The organism is Streptomyces iakyrus, assembly GCF_000717055.1.
In the GTDB taxonomy this organism is placed as follows: domain Bacteria; phylum Actinomycetota; class Actinomycetes; order Streptomycetales; family Streptomycetaceae; genus Streptomyces; species Streptomyces iakyrus.
On the sequence record NZ_JNXI01000018.1, the window covers coordinates 128,374 to 154,401 of the forward strand.

The following is a 26,028-nucleotide window of genomic DNA, read 5'->3' on the forward strand; positions in this document are numbered from 1 at the left end:
CTGCCGGGAGCCCACCACCCGGCCGATAGGGTCGACGCGTGGCGAACAAGAACATCCCGGACTCCGGCTTCTCCGACGACGACGGCTCCGCCGACCCCCGGCTGAGCGCGGCCCTCATCGCCTGGTCCGCGGACCGGAGCGCCGTGGGTCCGGTCCTGGCCGCCCTCAAGGACGCCCGCCTGCTCGTCCCCGTCGTGGCCGTGCTCGGCGAGGTCGAGGAGGACGAGCGGGGCCTGCGCCACGAGAAGACCAGCGACATGGCCGTCCCCACTCTGAAGGCCGGCGACCGCACCGCCCTGCCCGCCTTCACCTCCACGGACTCCCTCGCCCGCTGGGACCCGGCCGCCCGCCCCGTCGCCGTGCCCCTGCACCAGGCCCTGCAGGCCGCCGCGCACGAGAAGGCGGACACGATCGTGCTCGACCTGGCCGGGCCCGTGCCCTTCGAGCTGGCGGGCCCCGCCCTGCTCGCCCTCGCCGAGGGCCGTACGACCACCGACCCGCTCACCGACCCGGCCGTCGTCGGGGCCGTCCGCTCAGCCGTGGCCGCCGAACCCGCCGTCCTGCGCGCCCACCTCGGCCCGGGCCGGGCCGACGGCACCCTCGCCCTGGTGCTGGACCCGTCCGCGGCGCCGGCCGAGGCGGCGAGGGCCGTCGCCGAGCGGCTCGCCGCCGACGCAACACTCAGGGCCCGCCTGGTGCGCGGCCTCGACCTGGCACTGCTGCCTGCCGAGGCGACGCCACCGGGCGAGCCCCTGTTCGTACGCTGAGGTCCGACCTAGCCGTAGACCGGGCCCGTGTACTTCTCGCCCGGCCCCTGGCCCGGCTCGTCCGGGACGAGCGAGGCCTCGCGGAACGCCAGCTGGAGCGACTTCAGACCGTCGCGCAGGGGCGCCGCGTGGAAGGAGCTGATCTCGGTCGCCGTGGCGTCCAGCAGACCGGCCAGGGCGTGGACCAGCTTGCGGGCCTCGTCCAGGTCCTTGTGCTTCTCGCCCTCCTCGGTCAGACCGAGCTTCACGGCGGCGGCGCTCATCAGGTTGACGGCGACCGTCACGATCACCTCGACCGCCGGGACCTCGGCGATGTCGCGGGCCATGGCGTCGAAGTCGGGGGACTCAGGAGGGGTCTCACTCATGCCCCACACGATAGGCGCAGCGGGCGGGCGACCCCCACGTGACCCCGGCCCGTCCCAATTGGCCGTTCCTGGCCCTTGCTGGTAATCTCGTGTAACGACCGGTCGGACACGTGTGCCCCACAGCTCGCGGGCCCGGCCCACAAGTGGAGGCTTTCGAACTCCCACCCGATCGCCCTCAGGGCGGCGGGTCACCGGTCAGGCGGTCCCGTCCATGCGGCGGCGATCCGTCCGAAAGCGCGCCCCGCGGCCCCCCGCGGCGGTGCTCCGGTAGTTCGAGGAGCCCCGCCTGGGATCGTCCGGGGCATTTTTGTTGCACCGGCGCGGTTAGGTCTATCGATACAAGACGTTACGCGGCCGTCCGCCAGACCGTCGCGTGGTGCTACCGAGGAGGATCCATCAGCGCCGAGCCCCGCATCAACGACCGGATTCGCGTTCCCGAGGTGCGACTTGTCGGTCCCAGTGGCGAGCAGGTGGGCATCGTCCCCCTGGCCAAGGCACTGGAGCTTGCGCAGGAGTACGACCTGGACCTGGTCGAGGTCGCGGCGAACGCCCGTCCGCCCGTGTGCAAGCTCATGGACTACGGGAAGTTCAAGTACGAGTCGGCCATGAAGGCCCGTGAGGCGCGCAAGAACCAGGCGCACACGGTCATCAAGGAGATGAAGCTCCGGCCGAAGATCGACCCGCACGACTATGACACCAAGAAGGGTCACGTCGTCCGGTTCCTCAAGCAGGGCGACAAGGTCAAGATCACGATCATGTTCCGTGGTCGCGAGCAGTCCCGTCCCGAGCTGGGCTACCGACTGCTGCAGCGTCTCGCGGAGGACGTCCAGGACCTGGGTTTCGTCGAGTCGAACCCGAAGCAGGACGGCCGGAACATGATCATGGTTCTCGGTCCGCACAAGAAGAAGACCGAGGCGATGGCCGAGGCTCGCCAGGCGCAGGAAGCCCGCAAGGCGGAAGCGAAGGCCAACCCCGGCAAGTCGCAGAACGCCGCGGAGACCGAGGCGCCGGCTGAGGAGCCCGCCGAGGCGTGACTCCCCGGGACGCCAGTCCCAGGAAGCAACCGATACAAGACGACGCTCCACCGTGCCCGGTTTCGCGACCGGGCACCGGAGCGCCACCGACGAGGAGAGAACGGCGCTATGCCGAAGAACAAGTCGCACAGCGGTGCCAGCAAGCGCTTCAAGATCACCGGCTCCGGCAAGGTGCTGCGCGAGCGCGCCGGCAAGCGCCACCTGCTCGAGCACAAGTCGTCCCGCGTGACGCGTCGCCTCACCGGCAACGCCGAGATGGCCCCGGGCGACGCCGCGAAGATCAAGAAGCTTCTCGGCAAGTGACGTCCGGGCGCGCGAGCGCCGGACGTACGTCAGACCGGGACCCAATCGATTTCGGGTCGTGTGAGCACCCCCACGGCCCCGCTACAAGGAGTTAACAAGTGGCACGCGTCAAGCGGGCAGTCAACGCCCACAAGAAGCGCCGGGCGATCCTCGAGCAGGCCTCCGGCTACCGCGGTCAGCGCTCGCGCCTGTACCGCAAGGCCAAGGAGCAGGTCACCCACTCGCTGGTCTACAACTACAACGACCGCAAGAAGCGCAAGGGCGACTTCCGTCAGCTGTGGATCCAGCGCATCAACGCCGCTGCCCGCGCCAACGGCATGACCTACAACCGCTTCATCCAGGGTCTGAAGGCCGCGAACGTCGAGGTCGACCGCAAGATCCTGGCCGAGCTGGCCGTCAACGACGCCGGTGCGTTCGCCGCCCTCGTCGAGGTCGCCCAGAAGGCGCTGCCGAGCGACGTGAACGCGCCGAAGGCTGCGTGACGCCGGCCCGAGCCGACGTGAACTGAAGGACCCGCAGGCCGGACGGTCTGCGGGTCCTGCTGTGCAGCTACCGAGAAAGCGAACAGGATGCCGCCTGCCACCCCCGAGCTCGTCTCCCCCCGCTCCCCACGCGTCCTGGCCGCGCGGCGGCTGGCCAAGCGGAACTTCCGGGGGAAGGACCGCCTGTTCCTGGCGGAGGGGCCGCAGGCCGTGCGGGAAGCCGCCGGGCACCGGACCGGGGACGCGGCCACGCTCGTGGAGCTCTTCACGACGCTGGAGGCCGCCGAGCGCTACGCCGACATCGTCGGGGCCGCCCGGGACGCCGGAGCCCGGGTGCACCTCGCCGCCGAGCAGGTCATCGCCGACATCTCCACCACCGTCACCCCGCAGGGCCTCGTCGGCGTCTGCCGGTTCCTGGACACGCCCTTCGAGGAGGTCCTCGCGGCCCGCCCCCGGCTCGTCGCCCTTCTCGCCAACGTCCGTGACCCGGGCAACGCCGGGACGGTACTGCGCTGCGCCGACGCCGCCGGGGCCGAGGCCGTCGTCCTGACCGACGCCTCCGTCGACGTGTACAACCCCAAGGCCGTCCGCGCCTCCGTCGGCTCCCTGTTCCACCTGCCGGTCGCCGTCGGCGTGCCCGTGGAGCACGCCGTCCAAGCGCTGCGGGACGCCGGTGTCCGGGTCCTGGCCGCCGACGGGGCGGGCGACCGCGATCTGGACGACGAGCTCGACAAGGGCACCATGGGCGGGCCCACCGCCTGGGTCTTCGGCAACGAGGCCTGGGGCCTGCCGGAGGAGACCCGCGCCCTCACCGACGCCGTCGTCCGCGTCCCGATCCACGGGAAGGCCGAGAGCCTGAACCTCGCCACCGCCGCCGCCGTATGTCTCTATGCGTCGGCGCGTGCACAGCGCGCCTCCGGAGGGTGCCGCTCCGTCACCGGGAACTAGTAGGGTGACCAGCTCAGGGACCCCTCTGCGAGCCTTGGAGGTGGGGTACGGGGATGACCGTCGGCACGAGCAGCGCACCGGGAGCCCAGGACGCCGGGGGCCCGCCCGCCGCGTCCCGGCCACCCGGTGATCCCGCCGGCCTCGGCATCGACCCCGACCACCTGCCCGACGGGCTCGTCGTCGCCGACGAGCAGGGCCACGTCATCTGCTTCAACGCGGCCGCCGAGCGCATCACCGCCGTCCGCGCCCGGGACGCCCTCGGGCAGCGGCTGGAGAAGGCCCTGCCCTTAGAGGACCTGGAAGGCCGGCGCTGGTGGCAGCTGACCGACCCGTACGGTGGCCTCGCCATCCGCGTCGGACAGCCCGAGCGCAACCTGCTCCTGCCCGGCGGCCGTGAGGTGCTGGTCTCCGCGCGCTACGTCCGCACCCGGCCCACCGGACCCCTCCGGCGCCTGGTCGTCACCCTGCGCGACACCGAGGCCCGCCGCCGCACCGAGCGCAGCCACGCCGAGCTGATCGCCACGGTCGCCCACGAACTGCGCTCCCCGCTCACGTCGGTCAAGGGCTTCACCGCCACGCTGCTCGCCAAGTGGGAACGCTTCACCGACGACCAGAAGCGGCTGATGCTGGAGACCGTCGACGCCGACGCCGACCGGGTCACCCGGCTCATCGCCGAGCTGCTCGACATCTCCCGGATCGACTCCGGCCGCCTGGAGGTGCGCCGCCAGCCCGTCGACATCGGCGCCGCCGTCGGACGGCACATCCAGGCCTACGTCGCCGCCGGCCAGCCCGCCGACCGGTTCCTGCTGCGCGTCCAGCAGCCGCTGCCCGACCTGTGGGCCGACCCCGACAAGATCGACCAGGTGCTCAGCAACCTGCTCGAAAATGCCGTGCGGCACGGCGAGGGAACTGTCACGATCGACGTCACGGCCACGGCGTCCCCCCGCGAGGACGAGGACACCGGTACGTCGGTCATCGTGAGCGACGAGGGGCCCGGCATCCCGGAGGAGTCCATGAACCGCGTCTTCACCCGCTTCTGGCGGGGCAGCAAGCGCGGCGGGACGGGCCTCGGTCTCTACATCGTCAAGGGCATCGTCGAGGCCCACGGCGGCACCATCACGGTCGGCCGCGCCCCCGGCGCCGGCGCCGAGTTCCGATTTACGTTGCCCGTGAGCGCTCCGGCCTACCTCGCCTGAGCACCGCGGGCACATTCGCGTACCTCCACCCCGTTAGACTCGGCCATTGGCACCTTTGTGTCCCTTCAGGCGGCCGTCCGAGTCGGAGACGGGGACCTCCAGCCAGCCAATCGGAAGCACGGGAAGAGATGTCGGCACCGAATAAGTCGTACGACCCGGTCGAGGTCGAGACGTTGAAACCGGAAGAGATCGAGCGCATGCGGGACGAGGCGCTCGCCGCCTTCGCCGCCGCGGACTCCCTCGACGCACTCCACGAGGCGAAGGTCGCCCAGACCGGCCCCGCCTCCCCGCTGGCCCTCGCCAACCGCGAGATCGGCGCCCTGCCCCCGCACGCCAAGGCCGAGGCCGGCAAGCGTGTCGGCCAGGCCCGCGGCGCCGTGAACAAGGCCCTCGCGGCCCGCCAGGCGGAACTGGAGGCCGAGCGGGACGCGCGCGTGCTCGTCGAGGAGGCGGTGGACGTCACGCTGCCTTACGACCGCGTCGTCGCCGGCGCCCGGCACCCGCTGACCACGCTGTCGGAGCGCATCGAGGACGTGTTCGTGGCCATGGGCTACGAGGTCGCCGAGGGGCCCGAGGCCGAGGCCGAGTGGTTCAACTTCGACGCCCTCAACATCGGCCCGGACCACCCGGCCCGCGGCGAGCAGGACACCTTCTTCGTGCAGAGCGCCGACGGCGGTACCGACTCCGGCGTCGTGCTGCGCACCCACACCTCGCCCGTACAGATCCGTTCGCTGCTGCAGCGCGACCTGCCGGTCTACGTGATCTGCCCCGGTGTCGTCTACCGCACCGACGAGCTGGACGCCACGCACACTCCCGTCTTCCGGCAGGTCGAGCTGCTCGCCGTCGACGAGGGCCTGACCATGGCCGACCTCAAGGGCACCCTCGACCACATGGTCACGGCGCTGTTCGGCGCGGGCATGAAGACCCGGCTGCGGCCCAACTTCTTCCCCTTCACCGAGCCGTCCGCCGAGATGGACATGGTGTGCTACGTCTGCCGCGGCGAGTCCGTCGGCAACCCCGACCGGCCCTGCCGCACCTGCTCCAGCGAGGGCTGGATCGAGCTCGGCGGCTGCGGCATGGTCAACCCCAAGGTGCTGACCGCCTGCGGCGTCGACCCGGAGAAGTACAGCGGCTTCGCCTTCGGGTTCGGCATCGAGCGGATGCTGATGTTCCGCCACAACGTCGAGGACATGCGAGACATGGTCGAGGGTGACGTCCGGTTCACCCGGCCGTTCGGGATGGAGATCTGATGCGGGTCCCGCTTTCTTGGCTGCGGGAGTACGTCGACCTGCCGGCGACGGAGACCGGCCGAGACGTCCAGGCCAAGCTCATTTCCGCCGGTCTGGAGGTCGAGACCGTCGAGCAGCTCGGTGCCGACCTCAAGGGCCCGCTGGTCGTCGGCCAGGTGCTGACCATCGAGGAGCTGGAGGGCTTCAAGAAGCCGATCCGCTTCTGCACCGTCGACGTCGGCCAGGCCAACGGCACCGGCGAGCCTCAGGAGATCGTCTGCGGCGCCCGTAACTTCGCGGTCGGCGACAAGGTCGTCGTGGTCCTGCCCGGCGCCTCGCTGCCCGGCGGTTTCACGATCTCCGCGCGCAAGACGTACGGCAGGAACTCGCACGGCATGATCTGCTCCGGCGAGGAGCTGGGCATGGGCGACGACGGCACCAAGGGCATCATCGTCCTGCCGCCGGAGACCGAGGTGGGCAAGGACGCCATCGAGCTCCTGGAGCTCGTCGACGAGGTCCTGGACATCGCCGTCACCGCCAACCGCGGTGACTGCCTGTCCATCCGCGGCGTCGCCCGCGAGACCGCCATCGCCTACGGCCTGCCGCTGCGCGACCCGGCCCTGATCGACGTGCCCGGCCCGAACGCCTACGGCTACCCGGTGCAGATCTCGGACCCCACCGGCTGCGACCGCTTCACCGCCCGCACGGTGACCGGTCTGAGCGCCGAGGCCCGCTCCCCGATCTGGCTCCAGCGCCGGCTCCAGAAGGTCGGCATGCGCCCGATCTCCCTCGCCGTCGACGTCACCAACTACGTGATGATGGAGCTCGGCCAGCCGCTGCACGCCTACGACCGCGGCCTGGTCCAGGGCACGATCGGCGTGCGCCGGGCCGAGCCGGGCGAGAAGCTCGTCACCCTCGACGCCGTCGAGCGCACGCTGGACGCCGAGGACCTGGTGATCACCGACGACCGGGGCCCCATCGGGCTCGCCGGCGTCATGGGCGGTGCCAACACGGAGATCGCCGATCACGACGACGTCGAGAACGCCACGGCGGACGTCGTCATCGAGGCCGCGCACTTCGACGCTGTGTCCATCGCGCGCACGGCCCGCCGCCACAAGCTGTCCTCCGAGGCGTCCCGGCGCTTCGAGCGCGGCGTCGACCCGCAGGCCGCGGCCGCCGCCGCGCAGCGCACCGTCGACCTGCTGGTCCTCCTCGCCGGGGGCACCGCCGAGGCCGGCGTCACCGAGGTCCTGGCTCCCTCCGCGCCGCACACCATCGCCCTCCCGGCCGACCACCCGGACAAGGTCGCGGGCGTCGCCTACGGCCGCGAGACCGTCGTGCGCCGCCTCCAAGAGGTCGGCTGCGACGTGTACGGGCAGGACGAGCTGATCGTCACCGTGCCGTCCTGGCGCCCCGACCTCACCGACCCGAACGACCTGGCCGAAGAGGTCATCCGGCTGGAGGGCTACGAGAACCTGCCCTCCACGCTGCCCAGGCCGCCGGCGGGCCTCGGCCTGACCGACCGGCAGCGGCTGCACCGCCGTGTCGGCCGTGCCCTGGCCGGTGCCGGGTACGTCGAGGCGCTGAACTACCCGTTCATCGGCGAGCAGGTCTTCGACCAGCTCGGCCTGGACGCGGACGACCCGGCCCGCCGTGTCGTGAAGCTCAGCAACCCGCTGAGCGACGAGGAGCCCGCGCTGCGCACCACGCTGCTGCCGGGTCTGCTCGCCGCCCTGCGCCGCAACGACGGCCGGGGCTCGCACGACCTCGCACTGTTCGAGACCGGACTGGTCTTCCGGCCGCGCGAGGAGCGGCGGACCGCGGCCGTGCTGCCCGTCGACCGCCGCCCGACCGACGAGGAGCTCGCCGAGCTGAACGCGGCGCTGCCCGACCAGCCGCGGCACGCGGCGGTCGTCCTCGCCGGTGCGCGCGAGCAGGCCGGCTGGTGGGGCAAGGGCCGTCCGGCCGACTGGGCCGACGCGGTCGAGGCCGCCCGGTCCGTCGCCCGTGAGGCCGGTGCCGAACTCGTCATCCGCAAGGGCCAGTACGGGCCGTGGCACCCGGGGCGGTGCGCCGAGCTCGCGGTCACCGTGGACGGCGCCGAGCGGGTCGTGGGCCACGCGGGCGAACTGCACCCCCGGGTCGTGAAGGCGCTCGGGCTGCCCGCGCGCAGCTGCGCGATGGAGATCGACCTGGACGCGGTGGAGGCGGCCGGTGACGGCACGGCCGAGGCGCCGCGGATCTCCACGTTCCCCGTCGCCACGCAGGACGTCGCCCTGGTGGTCGACGCCGTCGTCCCGGCGGCGGAGGTCGAGGAGGCCCTGCGTGCGGGGGCCGGGGAATTGCTGGAGTCGATCCGGCTGTTCGACGTCTACGAGAACGCGGAGCAGCTGGGTGACGGACGGAAGTCGCTCGCCTATGCGCTGCGGTTCCGGGCGGCCGACCGGACGCTGACCGTGGACGAGGCCTCCGCGGCCCGGGACGCTGCGGTCGCCCTCGCGGGCGAGCGGGTCGGAGCCGAGTTGCGGAGTTAGCGCCGCGGGACTGCGCGTCGACGGCGGCTGCGGGCTCGTCGTGGCTCGTCGCGCAGTTCCCCGCGCCCCTCGGGGCGGCCGGCGATGCCGTCCGCCCCGCCACGGAGTGTCGGGCAGGCAGCTGGGCGGACGGCGGAAGCGGGCCGCCGCACTGTACGAGGGGGAGCCGGCGGCCCGGCCGGCCTCTTTCGAGGCAATTCAGTCAACCGGTCGGCGACTCTGAGCGACAGTGCGCACACCCTGCGGATTCGGGCACTCCGTTCACACCCCGTGTGAAGGCGGACCCACTAACCTGGCCGCACCGAGCCACCCGGGGGGCCCACATGCAGCCCAACACTCTGCTCGACGCGATCCTGGACGAGGCGGGGATCTCGCACGCGGGGCTGGCCGCACACGTCAATCAGGCGGGACGGGCGCGAGGCCTGTCCCTGAGGTACGAACACACCGCCGTCGCCCGGTGGTTGAAGGGGCAGCGCCCCCGGGGCCAGGTGCCCGACCTGATCTGCGAGGTGCTCGCGGCACGGCTGCAACGGCAGGTCACCCTCGACGACATCGGCCTCGGCGTGCCGGGCGAGCCGTCCGCCCCGCACACCGGCTCCCTGTCCGGGTTCGTCGAACGGGCCACCGCCCTGTGGCGCTCCGACCAGCAGCAACGGCCCCACATCCTGGGTGCGCCCGCGCTCACCGGCACGCCCGCCGTGATGCCGGTGTGGGAGTGGGAGAACCCGCCCGAGGACGTGGACGTCTCCCGCGGCGGCCGGCACCGGGTGACCACGGGCGACCTGGAGATGCTGCGGGCCGCCCGTGCGCACTACGAGCAGATGTACCGCAAGGCCGGCGGCATCGCCACGCGGGCCCGGATCGTCGGCTTCCTCAACGCCGAGGCCGCGCCGCTGCTGCGCGGCAGCTACACCGACGAGACGGGCCGTCAACTGCACCGGGCCACAGGCGGGTTGGTGGCGGTCGCCGGCATCTGCGCGTACGACTCCGACGCGCACGGACTCGCCCAGCGCTACTTCCACCAGGCCTTGCGGCTGGCCAAGGCCAGCGGGGACCGGGGTCTCGGCGCGTATGTGATCGCCCTGCTCGTCAACCAGTCGCTGTTCATGCGGGAGTACCGGCAGTCCGTCGCCTTCGCGGAGGCGGCGCTGCGGGCCGCCGGCAAGCACATCACCCCGGCGCTCGCCTCCGATCTCTACGCGATGCAGGCCAAGGCCTACGCGCACCTCGGGGACGGTGGCAGCGCCCTGTCCTGCATCCGGCGGGCCGAGCAGTCCGCCGAGCGCATCCGGCGCGGCTACGAGCCCGACGAGACCGGTTATGTCCAGCCCGGGCTCGTCAACGTCCAGGTGGCGGAGGCGCTGCTGAGCCTCGGGGAGATCGCGGCCGCCGGGGAGCATGCCGCGGCCGCCGTCGACAACCCGGCGCACGACCGCGGCCGGGTGCACCGGCTGGCGATGCTGAGCACCATCGAGCTGCGGCAGGGCAACGCCGACAAGGCGGTGGTCATCGCCGTGCAAATGGCCGAGCAGGCCCGGGGCATGGAGTCCCAGCGGCTGCGCGACCGGCTGCGCGCGGTGCGGGAGCACCTGGTGCGCAGTGGCTGCGCCGGCACGGCCGAGGCCGCCGAACTCATCGACGGGGCCCTGCGCGTACCGTTGTAGATCCGGGCGGTGGTGCCCGGGGTCGCTCCGAGGCGCTTCCCGTGCGCCTGCTGTCCCTTCGTCCCTGCTGCGATATTGCCACTTACTCGACGGAAGGTGGCAGAACCGTGCAGTGGACGAAACACAACGAGCAAACTGTGTACTCAAACCGCTGGTTCAGCGTCAATCTCGCGGATGTCGAACTGCCGGACGGCCGGCATCTGGACCACTTCCTCATACGGCTGCGGCCCGTTGCGGTGGCCACGGTCGTCAACGAGGCCAACGAGGTGCTGCTGCTCTGGCGGCACCGCTTCATCACCGACAGCTGGGGGTGGGAACTCGCGGCGGGCGTCGTCGAGGACGGCGAGGACATCGCCCGCGCGGCCGCCAGGGAACTGGAGGAGGAGACCGGCTGGCGGCCGGGACCCCTTCGCCACCTCATGAGCGTGGAGCCGTCCAACGGGCTCACCGACGCCCGGCACCACGTGTACTGGGCCGACGAGGGCGACTACGTCGGGCACCCCGTGGACGACTTCGAGTCGGACCGCCGGGAATGGGTGCCTCTCAAGCTCGTCCCCGACATGGTCGCCCGCGGCGAGGTCCCGGCCGCCAACATGGCGGCCGCGTTACTGCTGCTGCACCATCTCAGGCTCGGTCAGGACACGCTGCCCTGAGTCAACGGCCCAGCGCCTGCCAGATCGCCATGACGAGGGCACCCACGGCGGTGAGGGCGGCGACCGCGGGCAGCGGCCAGCGCGCGTGTTCGAGCGTGTGGATACGGGTGTTGAGCTCCTCGATCTCCTTGGCGGTCTCCTCGGTGCGGTGGCTGAGCAGAGCCAGTCCCCCCTCGACGCGGGCGTAGGCCACATCGAGGCGGCGTCGTAACTCTGCGAGTTCTCCATGGACGACGGGATGCTCGGGATCGGCGGTCACGATTCCGCTCCTTTCCGTAGTCGTTTCACATCCCTTGCATGCGCATGAGGAGTCAACTCGCCTGGTGGGCGCCTGGGGAGAGTGTGCGTAGGGCATATGCGAGCCCGGCGCGCACACGGTGTGCGAATGCCGCGGGCCCGGCACCACATCCGGTGCCGGGCCCGTGCCATGGCTGAAATCTGACCGTCCGTAACCGGCCTCGGGGTGAGGCGGACGGGGACTGCCGGTCAGGCGTACGTGTAGAAGCCCGAGCCGGACTTGCGGCCCAGCCGGCCCGCGTCGACCATGCGCTGCAGGAGCGGGGGAGCGGCGTACAGGGGCTCCTTGTACTCCTCGTACATCGACTGCGCGACCGAGGCGACCGTGTCCAGGCCGATCAGGTCCGACAGCTTCAGCGGGCCCATCGGGTGGGCGCAGCCCATCTCCATGCCGTTGTCGATGTCCTCGCGGCTGGCGATGCCCGTTTCGAACATCCGGATCGCGGAGAGCAGGTACGGGATCAGCAGCGCGTTGACCACGAAGCCGGAGCGGTCCTGGGCGCGGATCGCGTGCTTGCCCAGCAGCTTCTCCGTGAACACCTGGGCGCGGCCGATGGTGCCCTCGGACGTGGTCAGCGCCGGGATCAGCTCGACGAGCTTCTGCACCGGGGCCGGGTTGAAGAAGTGGATGCCGATGACCTGGTCGGGCCGCGAGGTCGCCACCGCCAGCTTCACCAGCGGGATGGACGAGGTGTTGGAGGCCAGGATGGCGTCAGGCCGGGTCACGACCTGGTCCAGTACCTGGAAGATTTCGGTCTTCACCTGCTCGTTCTCCACGACGGCCTCGATCACGAGGTCACGGTCGGCGAACTCGCCGAGGTCCGTGGTGAAGCTAAGGCGGGCCAGCGTGGCCTCCTGCTCCTCCTCGGTGATCTTGCCGCGCTCGGCGGCCTTGGCCAGGGAGGTGAACAGCCGGGTGCGGCCGATCTCCAGGGCTTCGCCGGTGGTCTCGGCGACCTTGACGTCCAGGCCGGCCCGGGCGCACACCTCGGCGATGCCCGCGCCCATCTGACCGCAGCCCACGACTCCGACGCGTGCAATGTCTCCCGCTGGGATGTCCGTCACATCGTCCCTTTCGCTGCTGATCCACGTCCGGGCAGGTTCGCCGGGTCCCGGTGCCTGCTCCGTTCGTGCACGTTACTCCGAAGTATCGATGATCGATCGCCGGGGTCGGCTCTGCTTCGGGCATGCTGGGCGCGGAGCGATCCGCGGCCGGGCGGATCCGCGGCTTTTGGAGCATGCGGATGGGACGAGTCTCACGCAGGGCGTTCGCGGTGGCGGCGCTGTCGGCGTTCACGATGATGCCTCAGGCGTCGGCCGCGCCCGGTCGCCGGGGCGGCGCCCCGGACCCCGAGATGCGGGGTGTCTGGATCGCGTCCGTGGCCAACCGCGACTGGCCGTCGAAGCCCGGGCTGACCGCGTCGCAGCAGCGCGCCGAACTCCGCACCCACCTCGACACGGCGGTCCGCAACCGGCTCAACACCGTGTTCTTCCAGGTCCGGCCCACGGCGGACGCCCTGTGGCCCTCGCCGTACGAGCCCTGGTCGCAGTACCTCACCGGCACCCAGGGCAAGGACCCCGGCTGGGACCCGCTGGGTACGGCGGTCCGGGAGGCGCATGCGCGGGGCCTGAAGCTGCACGCCTGGTTCAACCCGTACCGGGTCGCCGTACACGCCGACCCGACCCGGCTCGCCGCTTCACACCCCGCCCGGGAGAACCCCGACTGGGTGGTGACGTACGGCGGGAAGCTCTTCTACAACCCCGGGCTGCCCGAGGTCCGCGCCTTCGTCGAGGACGCGATGCTCGACGCGGTGGCGAAGTACCCCGTGGACGGCGTCCACTTCGACGACTACTTCTACCCGTACCCGGTGGCGGGGGAGCGCTTCGACGACGACGCGGCCTACGACGAGCACGGCGGCGGCTTCCCGGACCGGGCCGCCTGGCGGCGGGACAACATCGACCGGCTGGTGCGGGAGACGGCGGACCGCGTCAACGAGGTCCGGCCGGGCGCTCGCTTCGGCATCAGCCCCTTCGGCGTATGGCGCAACGCCGGGACCGACCCGCTCGGCTCGGACACGAAGGCGGGTGTGGAGACCTACGACGACCTGCACGCGGACACGCGCAAGTGGGTGCGCGAAGGCTGGATCGACTACATTGTCCCGCAGCTGTACTGGAACATCGGCTTCGCCGCCGCCGACTACGCCAAGCTGCTGCCCTGGTGGGCGGAGGTCGCACGCGGCAGCTCGACGCAGCTCTACGTGGGGGAGGCGCTGTACAAGGCCGGCGACCCGGCGCAGCCCGCGGCGTGGCAAAAGGCCGGTGAGCTCTCCCGGCACCTGACGCTGGCCGGGAAGTACCCGCAGGTGCGCGGACACGCCTACTTCGCCGCCAGGGACGTGGCGGCCGACCGGATCGGGGCGATGGCGCGGGTCGTCGCCGACCACTACGGGGAGCCGGCGCCGCCCCCGCGCTGAATCACGGCCCGGTGGTGGTCTCCCTGTGCCGGATCTCCGTGTCCGGACCCGGCGAGCACACGCCCTCGTGCCCGTCCTCGAACCGGACGCGGTACGGGGGCCCGCCCTCCTGGCCGAGCACTTCGACGATCTCACCGACCTTGTCGTGCTGACCGACCACCCTGCCGTGCTGGACAAGCTGGTCGCCCACGATTGCGCGCATCTGGGGCCTCCTCACGATGTGCGGAGCAGCGGTCCGTGGCCTCCGAGTCTACGGCGGGGGGCGCCTGCCGGCAGGGGCCGTGCGCCGTCCCGCTCAGCCGCGTGATCGCTGTGTGACGGCGATGCAGACCAGCACCGCCGCGGCCGTCAGCGGGGCGGCGACCGTGAGGCGCTCGCCCAGCAGCAGCACCGACCACACCAGTGTGAGCAGCGGCTGGGCAAGCTGCAACTGGCTGGCCTTGGGGATGCCGATGGCCGCCATGCCGCGGTACCAGACGACCAGCCCGACGAACTGCGAGCCCGCCGCGACCCACAGCAGCCCGGCGACGCTGTGCGCGGTCAGGTGCACCGGCTCGTGCGCCAGGGCGAACGCGGCGACGGGCACGGTCAGCGGCAGGCACAGCACCAGCGCCCAGCCGATCACCTGCCAGCCCGGCATCACCCGGGCCAGGCGGCCGCCCTCGGTGTAGCCGGCCGCGCAGACCAGCAGCGCGGCGAAGAGGTACAGGTCGGCGGTGGTCAGGGCGCCGCCGCTCTGCTGCACGGTGAAGGCCAGTACCGCCGCCGCGCCCGCGAGGGCGGCGGCCCAGAAGGTGCGCGAGGGCCGGGTGCCCACACGCAGCGCCGAGAAGAGAGCGGTCGTCAGCGGCAGCAGCCCGACCACGACGGCGGCGTGCGCGGTGGTGGAGGTCTCCAGCGCGAGCGTGGTCAGCAGGGGGAAACCGAGGACGACACCGGCCCCGACGACCGCGAGTCCCGCCCAGTGCCGGCGGGCGGGGAGCGGCACCCGCAGGGCCAGCAGACAGCCGCCCGCGATCACCGCGGCCAGGACGCTCCGCACGGCGACGAGCGACCAGGGCCCGAAGCCCTCAAGACCCCAGGCGGTGGCCGGGAAGGTGAGGGAGAAGGCGACGACGCCGAGGGCGGCCTGAAGGGTGCCGAACCCGGGGCGCTCCGGTCCCGGGGTGGCGACTGCTATCGGGGAGGTCGTAGTAGCGCTACTCTGTGCTCTCATGCACGAGCGTAGCAGCGTGGGTGAACTGGCCGATCAGCTCAGGCGAGAGCTCGACCGCTACTCACCTGGTGGAAAGCTGCCGTCGAGCCGGGCGCTCGTCGAGCGGTTCCGGGTGAGCCCGGTAACGGTGTCACGGGCCCTGGCGCAGCTGGCCGCCGAGGGCCTGGTGGTCACCCGGCCCGGCGCGGGCGCGTTCCGCGCGCGGGCCCGTACGGCACCGGCCCCCGCCGGAGACACCTCCTGGCAGGAGGTCGCCCTCAGCGCCGACGGCGCCGCCGACCTCGTGCCGCGCTCGGTCGACGCCTCCGGCGTCCTGGTGTCGCTGGCCGCGCCGCCGCCCGGCGTGATCGAGTTCAACGGCGGCTATCTGCACCCGTCGCTGCAACCCGAGCGGGCGATGGCCGCCGCGCTCTCACGGGCCGGGCGCCGCCCCGGCGCCTGGGGGCGCCCGCCCATGGAGGGGCTGCCGGAACTGCGCGAATGGTTCGCTCGGAGCATCGGCGGGTCGGTCACGGCCGCCGAGGTGCTGGTCACCGCCGGCGGGCAGTCCGCGCTCACCACCGCCCTGCGCGCGCTCGCCCCGCCCGGCGCCCCCGTCCTGGTCGAATCGCCGACCTACCCCGGCATGCTCGCCATCGCCCGGGCGGCGGGCCTGCGCCCGGTCCCCGTCCCGGTGGACGCCGACGGGGTGCGGCCGGAGCTGCTCGCGGACGCGTTCCGCGCCACCGGCGCCCCGGCCTTCGTCTGCCAGCCGCTCTTCCAGAACCCCACCGGCGCGGTCCTGGCGCCCGGGCGGCGCGCCGAGGTGCTGCGCATCGCCCGGGAGGCGGGCGCGTTCGTCGTCGAGGACGACTTCGTGCGGCGGCTCGTGCACGAGGACGCGGGGCCGCTGCCGCGCCCGCTGGCCGCCGACGACCCCGACGGTGTCGTCGTCCACGTCTCATCGCTCACCAAGGCGACCTCCCCCAGCTTCCGGGTCAGCGCCCTGGCCGCGCGCGGGCCGGTCCTGGAGCGGCTGCGGGCCATCCAGGTCGTCGACACGTTCTTCGTGCCGCGCCCCCTCCAGGAGGCCGCACTCGAACTCGTCGGCTCGCCCGCCTGGCCGCGTCATCTGCGGGCCGTCTCCGCGGAGTTGAAGGCCCGCCGGGACGCGATGACCGGAGCCCTCGCCCTGCACCTGCCGGAGCTGGCCCTGCCGCACATCCCGTCCGGCGGCTACCACCTGTGGCCCCGCCTGCCCGACGGCACGGACGAGCCGGCCCTGACCTCCGCGGCCCTGCGGGCCGGCGTCGCCCTCACGCCCGGCCGCCCGTACTTCAGCGCCGAACCACCGGCCGCACACGTCCGGCTGAGCTTCGCGGCGGTCGCCGGGACGGGGGAGATCGCCGAGGGGGTGCGGCGGCTGCGCAAGGCCTGTGACGAGGTGCTGCGATAACCGCTCGACGCCCTGCGGCCCGCCTGCGAGCATCGCGGCCATGACCGACACCCCGAGCCTGCCCGAGGGCTACGAGATCTCCGCCGACCCCGCCCGCGTCGACCGCGAGCGCGTGCACCACTGGCTGTCCAGCGACGCGTACTGGGCGCTGGGGCGTACCCGGGAGAAGCAGGACCGGGCCATCGAGGGGTCGCTCAACTTCGGCGTGTACGGGACGGCTTCGGGAGAGCAGGTCGCCTACGCCCGGGTGATCACCGACCGGGCGACCTTCGGGTGGCTGTGCGACGTGTACGTCGACCCGTCGGTGCGCGGCAAGGGCGTCGGCGGCGCGCTCGTGGCCGCCGTGCGGGACGAGCTGCGGTCGTACGGGGTGCGGCGGGTGCTGCTCGCCACGCACGACGCCCACGGGGTGTACGCCAGGTACGGGTTCACGGAGCTGGAGCGCCCCGGGGACTGGATGGCGCTCGTCTTCGGCCCGTGAGGGCCGGCGCACCCTCGGTAACTCGTAGGTAACACCTCTTGACCTGCGCACTTGCTGCGTCCACCATCGCCGCATGCCACTTCGGGTCACCTTCGTCGCCGCCGCGCGCAGCTCCCCGGTGCTCGCCGAGCGTTTCGATGACGAGCGGCCGCTGGACCAGGCCGGCTGGGCCGAGGTGGAGCGGGTCGCGCAGGAACTGCTGCCGCTCGCCGCGGCCGAACTGCGCTACTGCTCGCCCACTCCGCGCAGCCGGGCGACGGGGGAGGGGCTCGGGTACGCTCCGCTGGTCCAGCTCGGCCTGCGCGACTGCGACATGGGCCGGTGGCGCGGGCTGACCCTGGGCGAGGCGATGGCCCGGGAGCCGGATGCCGACGGGGGTACCTCCCTGCTCGAACGAAGTTGAGAGCTTGGGGGAGCCTGGCTCGCCGACCCGCGCGCCACACCGCACGGCGGTGAGTCGCTGGTCGACTTCATCACCCGGGTCGGCGGCTGGCTCGACACCCGGCCCGTCGAGGACGGCTGCCGGGTCGTCGCGGTGGCCGAGCCGTCGGTGATCCGGGCGGCCCTGGTGTACGCCCTGAAGGCACCGCCCTCGACGTACTGGAACATCGACGTCCGCCCGCTGTCGACGACGTCCGTGACGGGCCGGGCCGGGCGCTGGAACCTGCGCTTCGACGGGGCGCCGGCTCAGCCTTCGCGCGCGTAGTCGGTCCGTAGGGCGAGGTCCTTGGCGGGGCCGCGGACGTGCCACACCGTCCGCCAGTGGTCGGCGTCGAGGACGGTGAACTCCCCGCGGTAGAGGTCCGCCGAGCAGGGATGGTCGGTGAGGTGCCGGCCGGACGTCAGGTCCAGGTCGTGGAACGGCCTCCCGTCGGCGAACCGCACGTCCGCCGTGCCGCCCGGGCCCGGCAGGAACCGCAGAGTCCGCTCCGCGGGCCGGGCGACGCCCTGCCAGACGAAGGTGCCGGACTCGTGGTGCAGCAGCCCGCCGGTCTCCTGCGCGCGGAACTCGGTGGTGCCGGTGAACTCCCCCTCCGCGCCGCTCGCGAGATCCCGCACCGACCGTGTCACGCGCCAGCGCCCGGCCAGATACGCCAGCACGTCCGGTACTGGCCAGAACTCGCCCATCCCGTACCGCTCTCCGTCCCACGCGTTGCTGCGCGACCCATTGACGCGCATGCACCCCCTCCCTATCTTGCCGTTCGAAGTGCTGATCAATGTCTGATATTTCGAACACTCCTCTACCAGAGAGCCGCGGAGTATCCATGCCAAGCACCGCCGCCCGCACCCGATGGAGACTGGGTCTCGCGACCACCGCCCTCCTGACGGCAACAGCCCTCGTACCGGCCCCCGCGCACGCCGAGGACGTCACCGACTACGCGATCACCGTCGACCCGTCCGCCCAGGGCGCCGCGATCGACGACACGATGTACGGCGTCTTCTTCGAGGACATCAACCGGGCCGCCGACGGCGGTCTGTACGCCGAGCTCGTGCAGAACCGGTCCTTCGAGTACTCCACCGCCGACAACGGCTCCTACACGCCCCTGACCTCGTGGGCGGTCGGAGGCACGGCCGAGGTCGTGAACGACTCGGGCCGCCTCAACGAGCGCAACCGCAACTACCTCTCCCTGGGCGCCGGCTCGTCGGTCACGAACGCCGGATACAACACCGGCATCCGGGTCGAGCAGGGCAAGCGGTACGACTTCTCCGTCTGGGCCCGCGCCGCGAGCGGCACCACACTCACGGCCTCGCTGAAGGACACCGCGGGCACGCTCGCCACCGCCCGCCAGGTCGCCGTGAAGGGCGGCTGGGCCAAGTACAAGGCCACGTTCACTGCGACCCGCACCAGCAACCGCGGCCGTCTCGCCGTCGTCTCGTCGAGTGCCGCCGCGCTGGACGAGGTGTCGCTGTTCCCGCACGAGACGTACAAGAACCAGCCGAACGGCCTGCGCAAGGACCTCGCCGAGAAGATCGCCGCCCTGAAGCCGGGCTTCGTGCGCTTCCCCGGCGGCTGCCTGGTCAACACCGGCTCCATGGAGGACTACAGCGAGGCCTCCAACTGGCAGCGCAAGCGCAGCTACCAGTGGAAGGACACCATCGGCCCCGTAGAGCAGCGCGCCACCAACGCCAACGTCTGGGGCTACAACCAGAGCTACGGCCTCGGCTACTACGAGTACTTCCGCTTCTCCGAGGACATCGGCGCCATGCCGCTGCCCGTCGTGCCCGCTCTGGTGACCGGCTGCGGCCAGAACCAGGCCACCGACGACGAGGCGCTGCTCCGGCGGCACATCCAGGACACCCTCGACCTCATCGAGTTCGCCAACGGCCCGGCGACCTCGAAGTGGGGCAAGGTGCGCGCGCAGATGGGCCACCCCAAGCCCTTCCACCTCACCCACCTCGGGGTCGGCAACGAGGAGAACCTCCCCAAGGAGTTCTTCGCCCGTTTCGAACGGTTCCGGACGGCCATCAAGGCGAAGTACCCGGACATCACCGTCATCTCCAACTCGGGCCCGGACGACGCCGGCACGACCTTCGACACCGCCTGGCAGCTCAACCGCGAGGGCAAGGTCGACATGGTCGACGAGCACTACTACAACAGCCCGAACTGGTTCCTCCAGAACAACGACCGCTACGACTCCTACGACCGCGGCGGCCCCAAGGTCTTCCTCGGTGAGTACGCCTCGCAGGGCAACGCCTGGAAGAACGGCCTGGCCGAAGCCGCCTTCATGACCGGCCTGGAGCGCAACGCGGACGTCGTCAAGCTCGCCTCGTACGCCCCGCTGCTCGCCAACGAGGACTACGTGCAGTGGCGCCCGGACATGATCTGGTTCAACAACCGGGCCTCCTGGAACTCGGCCAACTACGAGGTCCAGAAGCTGTTCATGACCAACGTCGGCGACCGCGTCGTCCCCTCGAAGGCCACCACGACCCCGAACGTCAGCGGCCCCATCACCGGCGCCGTCGGCCTGTCGACGTGGGCGACCAGCGCCGCGTACGACGACGTGAAGGTCACCTCGGCGGACGGCTCGACCCTGCTGAGCGACGACTTCTCGGGTGACGCCTCGAAGTGGACGGGCAGCGGCCGGGGCAGCTGGAGCATCCAGGACGGGGCCTACGTCCAGACCGACACCGCCGCCGAGAACACCATGGTCACGGCGGGCGACCCGGCCTGGAAGGACTACGACCTGCATGTGAAGGCCACCAAGAAGTCCGGCAAGGAGGGCTTCCTCGTCGCCTTCGGCGTCAAGGACACCGGCAACTACTACTGGTGGAACCTGGGCGGCTGGAACAACACCCAGTCCGCGATCGAGCAGGCCGTGGACGGGGGCAAGGGCACCCTGATGACGAAACCCGGGTCGATCGAGACCGGCCGTGCCTACGACATCGACATCAAGGTCCGCGGCCGCCAGGTCACCCTCTTCCTCGACGGCAAGGAGTGGGGCAGCTTCAAGGACGACAAGCCGGCCGAGCCGTTCCGCCAGGTCGTCACCAAGGACGCCAAGACCGGTGACCTGATCGTCAAGGTCGTCAACGCCCAGTCCGCCGAGGCCCGCACGGCCGTCGACCTCGGTGGCGCCAAGGTCGCCTCCACGGCCCGCGTGACCACGCTGGCCGCCGACGAGGACGCCGTGAACACCGAGACGGACACGGCGGTGACGCCGGTGACGTCGACGTTGCGGGGTGTGGCGACGAAATTCACCTGCACCTTCCCCGCGAACTCCGTGACGTTCCTGCGGATCAAGCAGAGGTAGCACTCGCCGGTGTGGGCCGCCCGGGGGCGGCCCACACCAGAAGAGCGGCCGGGTGCGGGGTCAGCCGCGCGCCTTCCAGCCCGGGACCGTGGGCAGCACCGCCTCCGCGACGCGCAGCAGCACCGCGTCGTCGGGCACCACTCCGTCCGCGCGCCACAGGGTGACGTCGAGGGAACCGCCGCGGTCCTTCGCGTCCTGCGCCACGGTCACGGCCCGGGCCGGAACGCCGGGCCCGCTGTCGGCGTCCTCGCCGTCGAGGCGAAAGCTGATGCTGATGGTGCGGGTCGAATAGAGAACACCCGGGCGGCCCAGTGTCTTCCGCGGGCGGGCGTCGGTTCCGAGGAGAGTCTCCGACCCGGCCACCGGCAGGCCGTCGTAGGTCGCCGAGAGCGTCACGGTGTACGTCTCGAACTCGACCTGCGCCTGCGGAGTGGCGATCTCCCCGATGGAGCTGTCACTGCCGGAGGCGGTCTTCGCGACCTCCGTCGGCGTGCCCAGCAGTGCGGCCAGGTCGGACCGGTTCAGCGCCTTGCACAACTGCGCGCCGGAGAGGTGCTTGCCCTTCGGGGCCGGGGTCTCCGTGTCGGAGCACGTGGCCGGCTTCGGCTCGCTCTCCGCGGCCGACGTCTTCGCCAGCCCCCAGAAGCCGGCGCCGAGTGCGCCCACCAGCACCACCGCCGCGAGCGCCTGTGCCCACGCGTTCGCGCCCGTCATCGGCGCGTCGTTCTCCTCGGCCATGTCCCCCACCCGCCGTGCTCCCCTGAAATGTGCCCGGGGACCTTACCCTGTGGTCATGGCCAGGACAAAGCTGGTTTCCGGGACCGCCGCCGCGGCAGCCGCGCCGCCCCTGGATGGGATTGCATAAACGTGCAGCGAAACGTATAGTCATGCCCTCTAAGGAGGAGGATCCATGGCGGTACGTGCGGCAGTGGCCGGAGCGAGTGGGTACGCGGGCGGGGAACTGCTGCGTCTGCTCCTGGCGCACCCCGAGGTCGAGATCGGCGCCCTGACCGGCAACTCGAACGCGGGGCAGAGGCTCGGTGCGCTCCAGCCGCACCTGCTGCCCCTGGCCGGCCGAGTGCTCCAGGAGACCACCCCCGAGGTCCTCGCCGGTCACGACGTCGTCTTCCTCGCTCTGCCGCACGGGCAGTCCGCCGCCGTCGCCGAACAGCTCGGCCCGGACGTGCTCGTCGTCGACATGGGCGCCGACTTCCGGCTGACCGACGCCGCCGCCTGGGAGCGGTTCTACGGCTCCCCGCACGCCGGAACCTGGCCCTACGGCCTTCCCGAACTGCCGGGCGCCCGCGCTGCGCTGGAGGGGTCCAAGCGCATCGCGGTGCCCGGTTGCTACCCGACCGCCGTCTCCCTCGCCCTCTCCCCGGCGTACGCGGCTGGCCTTGCGGAGCCCGAGGCCGTGATCGTCGCCGCGTCCGGCACGTCCGGCGCGGGCAAGGCGCCCAAGCCGCACCTGCTGGGCAGCGAGGTCATGGGTTCGATGTCCCCTTACGGCGTCGGCGGCGGGCACCGGCACACCCCCGAGATCACCCAGAACCTCAGCGCGGCCGCCGGAGAGCCGGTCACGGTGTCCTTCACGCCGACCCTCGCGCCGATGCCCCGCGGCATCCTGGCCACGTGCAGCGCCAAGGCCGCCGACGGCGTCACGGCCGAGTCCCTGCGCGCCGTCTACGAGAAGGCCTTCGCCGACGAGCCGTTCGTGCACCTGCTCCCCGAGGGCCAGTGGCCCGCCACGGCGTCCGTCTACGGTTCGAACGCCGTTCAGGTGCAGGTCGCGTACGACGCGGACGCCGGCCGGATCATCGCGATCAGCGCCATCGACAACCTCACCAAGGGCACCGCGGGCGGTGCCGTCCAGAGCATGAACATCGCCCTGGGTCTCGACGAGACCACCGGACTGACGACGATCGGAGTTGCGCCGTGAGTGTGACGGCAGCAAAGGGATTCACGGCGGCGGGCATCGCCGCCGGGATCAAGGAGAACGGCAACCCCGACCTGGCCCTCGTGGTCAACACCGGTCCCCGCCGCGCCGCCGCCGGCGTCTTCACCTCCAACCGTGTGAAGGCCGCTCCGGTGCAGTGGTCCGAGCAGGTCATGAAGAGCGGCCAGGTGTCCGCCGTCGTCCTCAACTCCGGCGGCGCCAACGCCTGTACCGGACCGAAGGGCTTCCAGGACACGCACGCGACGGCGGAGAAAGCCGCCGAGGTCCTGGGCCGGGGCGCCATCGAGGTGGCCGTCTGCTCCACCGGCCTCATCGGCCTCCTGCTCCCGATGGACAAGCTGCTCCCGGGCATCGAGACCGCCGCCGCCCGGCTCTCCGAGCACGGCGGCGAGAAGGCCGCCATCGCCATCAAGACCACCGACACCGTCCACAAGACGTCCGTCGTCACCAAGGACGGCTGGACCGTCGGCGGCATGGCCAAGGGCGCGGGCATGCTCGCCCCCGGCCTCGCCACCATGCTCGTCGTCCTCACCACCGACGCGGACCTCGAGAACGAGGCCCTGGACAAGGCGCTGCGGGCGGCCACCCGGACGACCTTCGACCGGGTCGACTCCGACGGCTGCATGTCCACCAACGACACCGTGCTGCTGCTCGCCTCCGGCTCGGCCGGCGTCACCCCGGAGTACGAGGAGTTCGCCGAGGCCGTACGGCAGGTCTGCGACGACCTCGGCCAGCAGCTCATCCGGGACGCCGAGGGCGCCAGCAAGGACATCAAGGTCGAGGTGATCAACGCCGCGTCCGAGGACGACGCCGTCGAGGTGGGCCGCTCCATCGCCCGCAACAACCTCCTCAAGTGCGCCATCCACGGCGAGGACCCCAACTGGGGCCGCGTGCTCTCCGCGATCGGCACCACGTCCGCCGCCTTCGAGCCCGACCGGCTCAACGTCGCGATCAACGGCGTGTGGGTGTGCAAGAACGGCGGTGTCGGCGAGGACCGCGACCAGGTCGACATGCGCTACCGCGAGGTGCACATCGTCGCCGACCTCGCCGCCGGGTCCGAGACCGCCACCATCTGGACCAACGACCTCACCGCCGACTACGTCCACGAGAACAGCGCGTACTCGTCATGAGCAGTGGAGCGACACGCAAGCACACCGCGCTGCCCAAGGCGCAGATCCTCATCGAGGCCCTGCCCTGGCTGGTCCGGCACAACGGCAAGACGGTCGTCATCAAGTTCGGCGGCAACGCCATGATCGACGAGGACCTCAAGGCCGCCTTCGCCCAGGACGTGGTGTTCCTGCACCACGCCGGCCTCAAGCCCGTCGTCGTGCACGGCGGCGGCCCGCAGATCAGCGCCGCCCTCGACCAGCACGGCATCGTCAGCGAGTTCAAGGCCGGCCTGAGGGTGACCACCGAGGACGCCATGGACGTCGTACGGATGGTGCTGGCCGGGCAGGTCCAGCGCGAACTGGTCGGGCTGCTCAACCAGCACGGGCCGCTCGCCGTCGGCCTGACCGGCGAGGACGCGCACACCATCACCGCCACCAAGCACCAGCCCGAGATCGACGGCGAGCTGGTCGACATCGGGCGCGTCGGCGAGATCACCGCGATCGACACCGGCGCCATCGAGGCCCTGCTCGCCGACGGCCGCATCCCGGTCGTCTCCTCGATCGCCCGCTCCCAGGACGACGGACATGTCTACAACGTCAATGCTGATACGGCGGCTGCGGCACTCGCTGCTGCACTGGACGCCGAAACCCTCATGGTCCTCACGGACGTCGAGGGCCTCTACGAGGACTGGCCGCACAGCGACGAGGTGATCAGCCGCCTCACCGCGACCGAGCTGGAGCGGCTGCTGCCGGACCTGTCGTCCGGCATGGTGCCGAAGATGGAGGGCTGCCTGCACGCCGTGCGGGGCGGCGTGACCACCGCCCGCGTCATCGACGGCCGGGTCCAGCACTCGATTTTGCTGGAGATCTTCACCGACGAGGGCATCGGCACGATGGTCGTGCCCGACGAGCCAGAGGGGGACGCCGTATGACCGCCCATCAGGAGTACGCCGAGCGGTGGCAGGGCGCGCTCATGAACAACTACGGCACCCCGCTGCTGCCCCTGGCGCGCGGTGAGGGCACCCGCGTGTGGGACGCCGACGGCACCTCCTACCTCGACTTCGTCGGCGGCATCGCCACCAACGCCCTCGGCCACGCCCACCCGGCGGTGGTGGAGGCCGTCACCCGGCAGATCGGCTCCCTCGGCCACATCTCCAACTTCTTCATGGCCGAGCCGACCGTCGCCCTCGCCGAGCGGCTGCTGCGCCTCTTCGGCCGGGACGGCAAGGTCTTCTTCTGCAACTCCGGGGCCGAGGCCAACGAGGCCGCGTTCAAGATCGGCCGGCTGACCGGCCGGACCCACGTCGTGGCCACCGAGGGCGCCTTCCACGGCCGGACCATGGGCGCGCTGGCCATGACCGGCCAGGCCGGCAAGCGCGACCCGTTCCTGCCGCTGCCCGCCGACGTCACGCACGTCCCGTTCGGTGACGCGCAGGCCCTGGCCGCCGCGGTCACCGAGGAGACCGCGCTGGTCATCCTCGAACCGATCCAGGGCGAGCTCGGGGTGGTCGTCCCGCCGGCCGGCTACCTCAAGGCGGCCCGGGCCATCACCGCCGCGACCGGGGCGCTCCTCGTCCTCGACGAGGTGCAGACCGGCATCGGCCGGACCGGGCACTGGTTCGAGTACCAGGCCCACGAGGGCGTCCTGCCCGACGTCGTCACCCTCGCCAAGCAGCTCGGCGGAGGGCTGCCGCTGGGCGCCACCGTCGCCTTCGGGCGCGCGGCCGACCTGCTCCAGCCCGGCCAGCACGGCACCACCTTCGGCGGCAACCCCGTCGCCTGCGCCGCCGGGCTCGCCGTCCTCGACACCATCGAGAACGAGGGGTTGCTGGAGAACGTCAAGCGGCAGAGCGAGAGGTTGCGGGACGGAATCGAGGGCCTCGGTCATCAGTTGATCGATTTCGTCCGGGGGACGGGACTCCTCCTGGGTATCGTGCTGACCGAGCCGCTCGCGCCCCAGGTGCGCCAGGCGGCTCAGGAGGCCGGATTCCTGGTGAACGTGCCCGCCCCCGACGTCGTCCGGCTGATGCCGCCGCTGAACCTCCGCGACGACGAGGTGGACGCGTTCCTCGGGGCGCTGCCCGGAATCCTCCAGACAGCGAGCGGGGACGGACGAACCGGGGAATGAGACG

The 26,028-nt window shown here is 71.7% G+C and carries 25 protein-coding genes and 1 pseudogene; 19 read left to right on the forward strand and 7 right to left on the reverse strand.

Going from position 1 to position 26,028, the window contains the following annotated elements; translation table 11 throughout:
- The first annotated feature begins 38 nt into the window (after window positions 1-38).
- Window positions 39-767 carry an SseB family protein gene (locus OO68_RS27950; protein ID WP_033311936.1) on the forward strand — a complete coding sequence of 243 codons (729 nt, stop codon included), beginning with the start codon at window positions 39-41 and terminating at the stop codon, window positions 765-767.
- A gap of 8 nt (window positions 768-775) precedes the next feature.
- On the opposite strand, the gene OO68_RS27955 is transcribed toward OO68_RS27950, so the two are convergent.
- Window positions 776-1,132, reverse strand: a complete 357-nt coding sequence (locus OO68_RS27955; protein ID WP_062925865.1) for a DUF1844 domain-containing protein — start codon at window positions 1,130-1,132, stop codon at window positions 776-778.
- A gap of 395 nt (window positions 1,133-1,527) precedes the next feature.
- Here OO68_RS27955 and infC point away from each other — a divergent pair, with 395 nt between their 5' ends.
- The 9 genes from infC to OO68_RS28000 all read left to right on the forward strand — a co-directional run bounded on the left by infC (window position 1,528) and on the right by OO68_RS28000 (window position 11,175).
- Window positions 1,528-2,166: a translation initiation factor IF-3 gene (gene infC, locus OO68_RS27960; protein ID WP_078955787.1), complete on the forward strand. Its 639-nt coding sequence runs from the start codon at window positions 1,528-1,530 to the stop codon at window positions 2,164-2,166.
- A 108-nt stretch (window positions 2,167-2,274) separates the two neighbouring features.
- The gene (rpmI, locus tag OO68_RS27965; protein ID WP_003977225.1) at window positions 2,275-2,469 is read left to right on the forward strand and encodes a 50S ribosomal protein L35; all 195 of its coding nucleotides are present in this window, start codon (window positions 2,275-2,277) and stop codon (window positions 2,467-2,469) included.
- Between the two features lie 98 nt (window positions 2,470-2,567).
- Window positions 2,568-2,951 (forward strand): 50S ribosomal protein L20, encoded by a 384-nt coding sequence (rplT, locus tag OO68_RS27970; RefSeq protein ID WP_003989074.1) that lies wholly within the window; start codon window positions 2,568-2,570, stop codon window positions 2,949-2,951.
- Between the two features lie 87 nt (window positions 2,952-3,038).
- The gene (locus OO68_RS27975; protein ID WP_033311939.1) at window positions 3,039-3,899 is read left to right on the forward strand and encodes a TrmH family RNA methyltransferase; all 861 of its coding nucleotides are present in this window, start codon (window positions 3,039-3,041) and stop codon (window positions 3,897-3,899) included.
- Between the two features lie 53 nt (window positions 3,900-3,952).
- A complete protein-coding gene (locus OO68_RS27980) occupies window positions 3,953-5,095 on the forward strand; it encodes a sensor histidine kinase (protein ID WP_033311940.1) in 1,143 nt (380 codons plus the stop codon).
- Window positions 5,096-5,223: 128 nt separating this feature from the next.
- On the forward strand, window positions 5,224-6,345 hold the full coding sequence (pheS, locus tag OO68_RS27985; protein ID WP_033311941.1) for a phenylalanine--tRNA ligase subunit alpha: 1,122 nt from the start codon (window positions 5,224-5,226) through the stop codon (window positions 6,343-6,345).
- Entirely contained in the window at window positions 6,345-8,858 is a 2,514-nt protein-coding gene (gene pheT, locus OO68_RS27990) for a phenylalanine--tRNA ligase subunit beta (protein ID WP_033311942.1), read from the forward strand. Before pheS ends, pheT begins: the two co-directional genes overlap by 1 nt.
- Window positions 8,859-9,181: 323 nt before the next feature.
- Entirely contained in the window at window positions 9,182-10,522 is a 1,341-nt protein-coding gene (locus OO68_RS27995; RefSeq protein ID WP_033311943.1) for an NsdA family TPR-like regulatory protein, read from the forward strand.
- 107 nt (window positions 10,523-10,629) lie between these two features.
- Window positions 10,630-11,175 carry an NUDIX hydrolase gene (locus OO68_RS28000; protein ID WP_033311944.1) on the forward strand — a complete coding sequence of 182 codons (546 nt, stop codon included), beginning with the start codon at window positions 10,630-10,632 and terminating at the stop codon, window positions 11,173-11,175.
- Between the two features lies 1 nt (window position 11,176).
- Here OO68_RS28000 and OO68_RS28005 read toward each other — a convergent pair whose 3' ends face one another.
- Together OO68_RS28005 and OO68_RS28010 are read right to left on the reverse strand one after the other, a co-directional pair.
- Window positions 11,177-11,434, reverse strand: coding sequence for a hypothetical protein (locus tag OO68_RS28005; RefSeq protein WP_030243880.1), 258 nt, complete (start codon window positions 11,432-11,434; stop codon window positions 11,177-11,179).
- 227 nt (window positions 11,435-11,661) lie between these two features.
- The gene (locus OO68_RS28010) at window positions 11,662-12,537 is read right to left on the reverse strand and encodes a 3-hydroxybutyryl-CoA dehydrogenase (protein ID WP_033311945.1); all 876 of its coding nucleotides are present in this window, start codon (window positions 12,535-12,537) and stop codon (window positions 11,662-11,664) included.
- Window positions 12,538-12,716: 179 nt separating this feature from the next.
- Here OO68_RS28010 and OO68_RS28015 point away from each other — a divergent pair, with 179 nt between their 5' ends.
- The gene (locus OO68_RS28015) at window positions 12,717-13,946 is read left to right on the forward strand and encodes a glycoside hydrolase family 10-like protein (protein ID WP_033311946.1); all 1,230 of its coding nucleotides are present in this window, start codon (window positions 12,717-12,719) and stop codon (window positions 13,944-13,946) included.
- 1 nt (window position 13,947) lies between these two features.
- Here OO68_RS28015 and OO68_RS28020 read toward each other — a convergent pair whose 3' ends face one another.
- Together OO68_RS28020 and OO68_RS28025 are read right to left on the reverse strand one after the other, a co-directional pair.
- Window positions 13,948-14,148 (reverse strand): DUF1918 domain-containing protein, encoded by a 201-nt coding sequence (locus OO68_RS28020; RefSeq protein ID WP_033311947.1) that lies wholly within the window; start codon window positions 14,146-14,148, stop codon window positions 13,948-13,950.
- A 93-nt stretch (window positions 14,149-14,241) separates the two neighbouring features.
- Window positions 14,242-15,162 (reverse strand): DMT family transporter, encoded by a 921-nt coding sequence (locus OO68_RS28025; RefSeq protein WP_078625485.1) that lies wholly within the window; start codon window positions 15,160-15,162, stop codon window positions 14,242-14,244.
- Between OO68_RS28025 and OO68_RS28030 the strand changes: the two genes are divergently transcribed.
- The 3 genes and pseudogenes from OO68_RS28030 (at window position 15,161) to OO68_RS42475 (ending at window position 17,784) form a co-directional block, all read left to right on the forward strand.
- Window positions 15,161-16,597, forward strand: a complete 1,437-nt coding sequence (locus OO68_RS28030; RefSeq protein ID WP_033311949.1) for an aminotransferase-like domain-containing protein — start codon at window positions 15,161-15,163, stop codon at window positions 16,595-16,597. The genes OO68_RS28025 and OO68_RS28030 overlap by 2 nt on opposite strands.
- 40 nt (window positions 16,598-16,637) lie before the next feature.
- Entirely contained in the window at window positions 16,638-17,078 is a 441-nt protein-coding gene (locus tag OO68_RS28035) for a GNAT family N-acetyltransferase (protein ID WP_033311950.1), read from the forward strand.
- A 73-nt stretch (window positions 17,079-17,151) separates the two neighbouring features.
- A pseudogene (locus tag OO68_RS42475) lies at window positions 17,152-17,784 on the forward strand (histidine phosphatase family protein).
- Here the strand turns inward: OO68_RS42475 and OO68_RS28045 are convergent.
- Window positions 17,766-18,206: a DUF6314 family protein gene (locus OO68_RS28045; RefSeq protein WP_033311951.1), complete on the reverse strand. Its 441-nt coding sequence runs from the start codon at window positions 18,204-18,206 to the stop codon at window positions 17,766-17,768. The pseudogene OO68_RS42475 and the gene OO68_RS28045 overlap by 19 nt on opposite strands.
- A 137-nt stretch (window positions 18,207-18,343) precedes the next feature.
- On the opposite strand from OO68_RS28045, the gene OO68_RS28050 reads away from it, so the two are divergent.
- Window positions 18,344-20,830, forward strand: coding sequence for an alpha-L-arabinofuranosidase family protein (locus OO68_RS28050; RefSeq protein WP_033311952.1), 2,487 nt, complete (start codon window positions 18,344-18,346; stop codon window positions 20,828-20,830).
- 60 nt (window positions 20,831-20,890) lie between these two features.
- Here OO68_RS28050 and OO68_RS28055 read toward each other — a convergent pair whose 3' ends face one another.
- Window positions 20,891-21,568, reverse strand: coding sequence for a DUF6215 domain-containing protein (locus OO68_RS28055; RefSeq protein WP_063739343.1), 678 nt, complete (start codon window positions 21,566-21,568; stop codon window positions 20,891-20,893).
- A 172-nt stretch (window positions 21,569-21,740) separates the two neighbouring features.
- On the opposite strand from OO68_RS28055, the gene argC reads away from it, so the two are divergent.
- Genes argC through OO68_RS28075 form a run of 4 tightly spaced genes read left to right on the forward strand, consistent with a single transcriptional unit; the run spans window position 21,741 to window position 26,024 of the window.
- Complete coding sequence (gene argC, locus OO68_RS28060; protein WP_033311953.1) at window positions 21,741-22,769, forward strand: N-acetyl-gamma-glutamyl-phosphate reductase; 1,029 nt, start codon at window positions 21,741-21,743, stop codon at window positions 22,767-22,769.
- Window positions 22,766-23,917, forward strand: a complete 1,152-nt coding sequence (gene argJ, locus OO68_RS28065; RefSeq protein WP_033311954.1) for a bifunctional glutamate N-acetyltransferase/amino-acid acetyltransferase ArgJ — start codon at window positions 22,766-22,768, stop codon at window positions 23,915-23,917. Before argC ends, argJ begins: the two co-directional genes overlap by 4 nt.
- Window positions 23,914-24,828 (forward strand): acetylglutamate kinase, encoded by a 915-nt coding sequence (gene argB, locus OO68_RS28070; protein ID WP_033311955.1) that lies wholly within the window; start codon window positions 23,914-23,916, stop codon window positions 24,826-24,828. The genes argJ and argB overlap by 4 nt, the downstream gene beginning before the upstream one ends.
- Window positions 24,825-26,024 (forward strand): acetylornithine transaminase, encoded by a 1,200-nt coding sequence (locus OO68_RS28075; protein ID WP_033311956.1) that lies wholly within the window; start codon window positions 24,825-24,827, stop codon window positions 26,022-26,024. Before argB ends, OO68_RS28075 begins: the two co-directional genes overlap by 4 nt.
- Window positions 26,025-26,028: the final 4 nt, after the last annotated feature.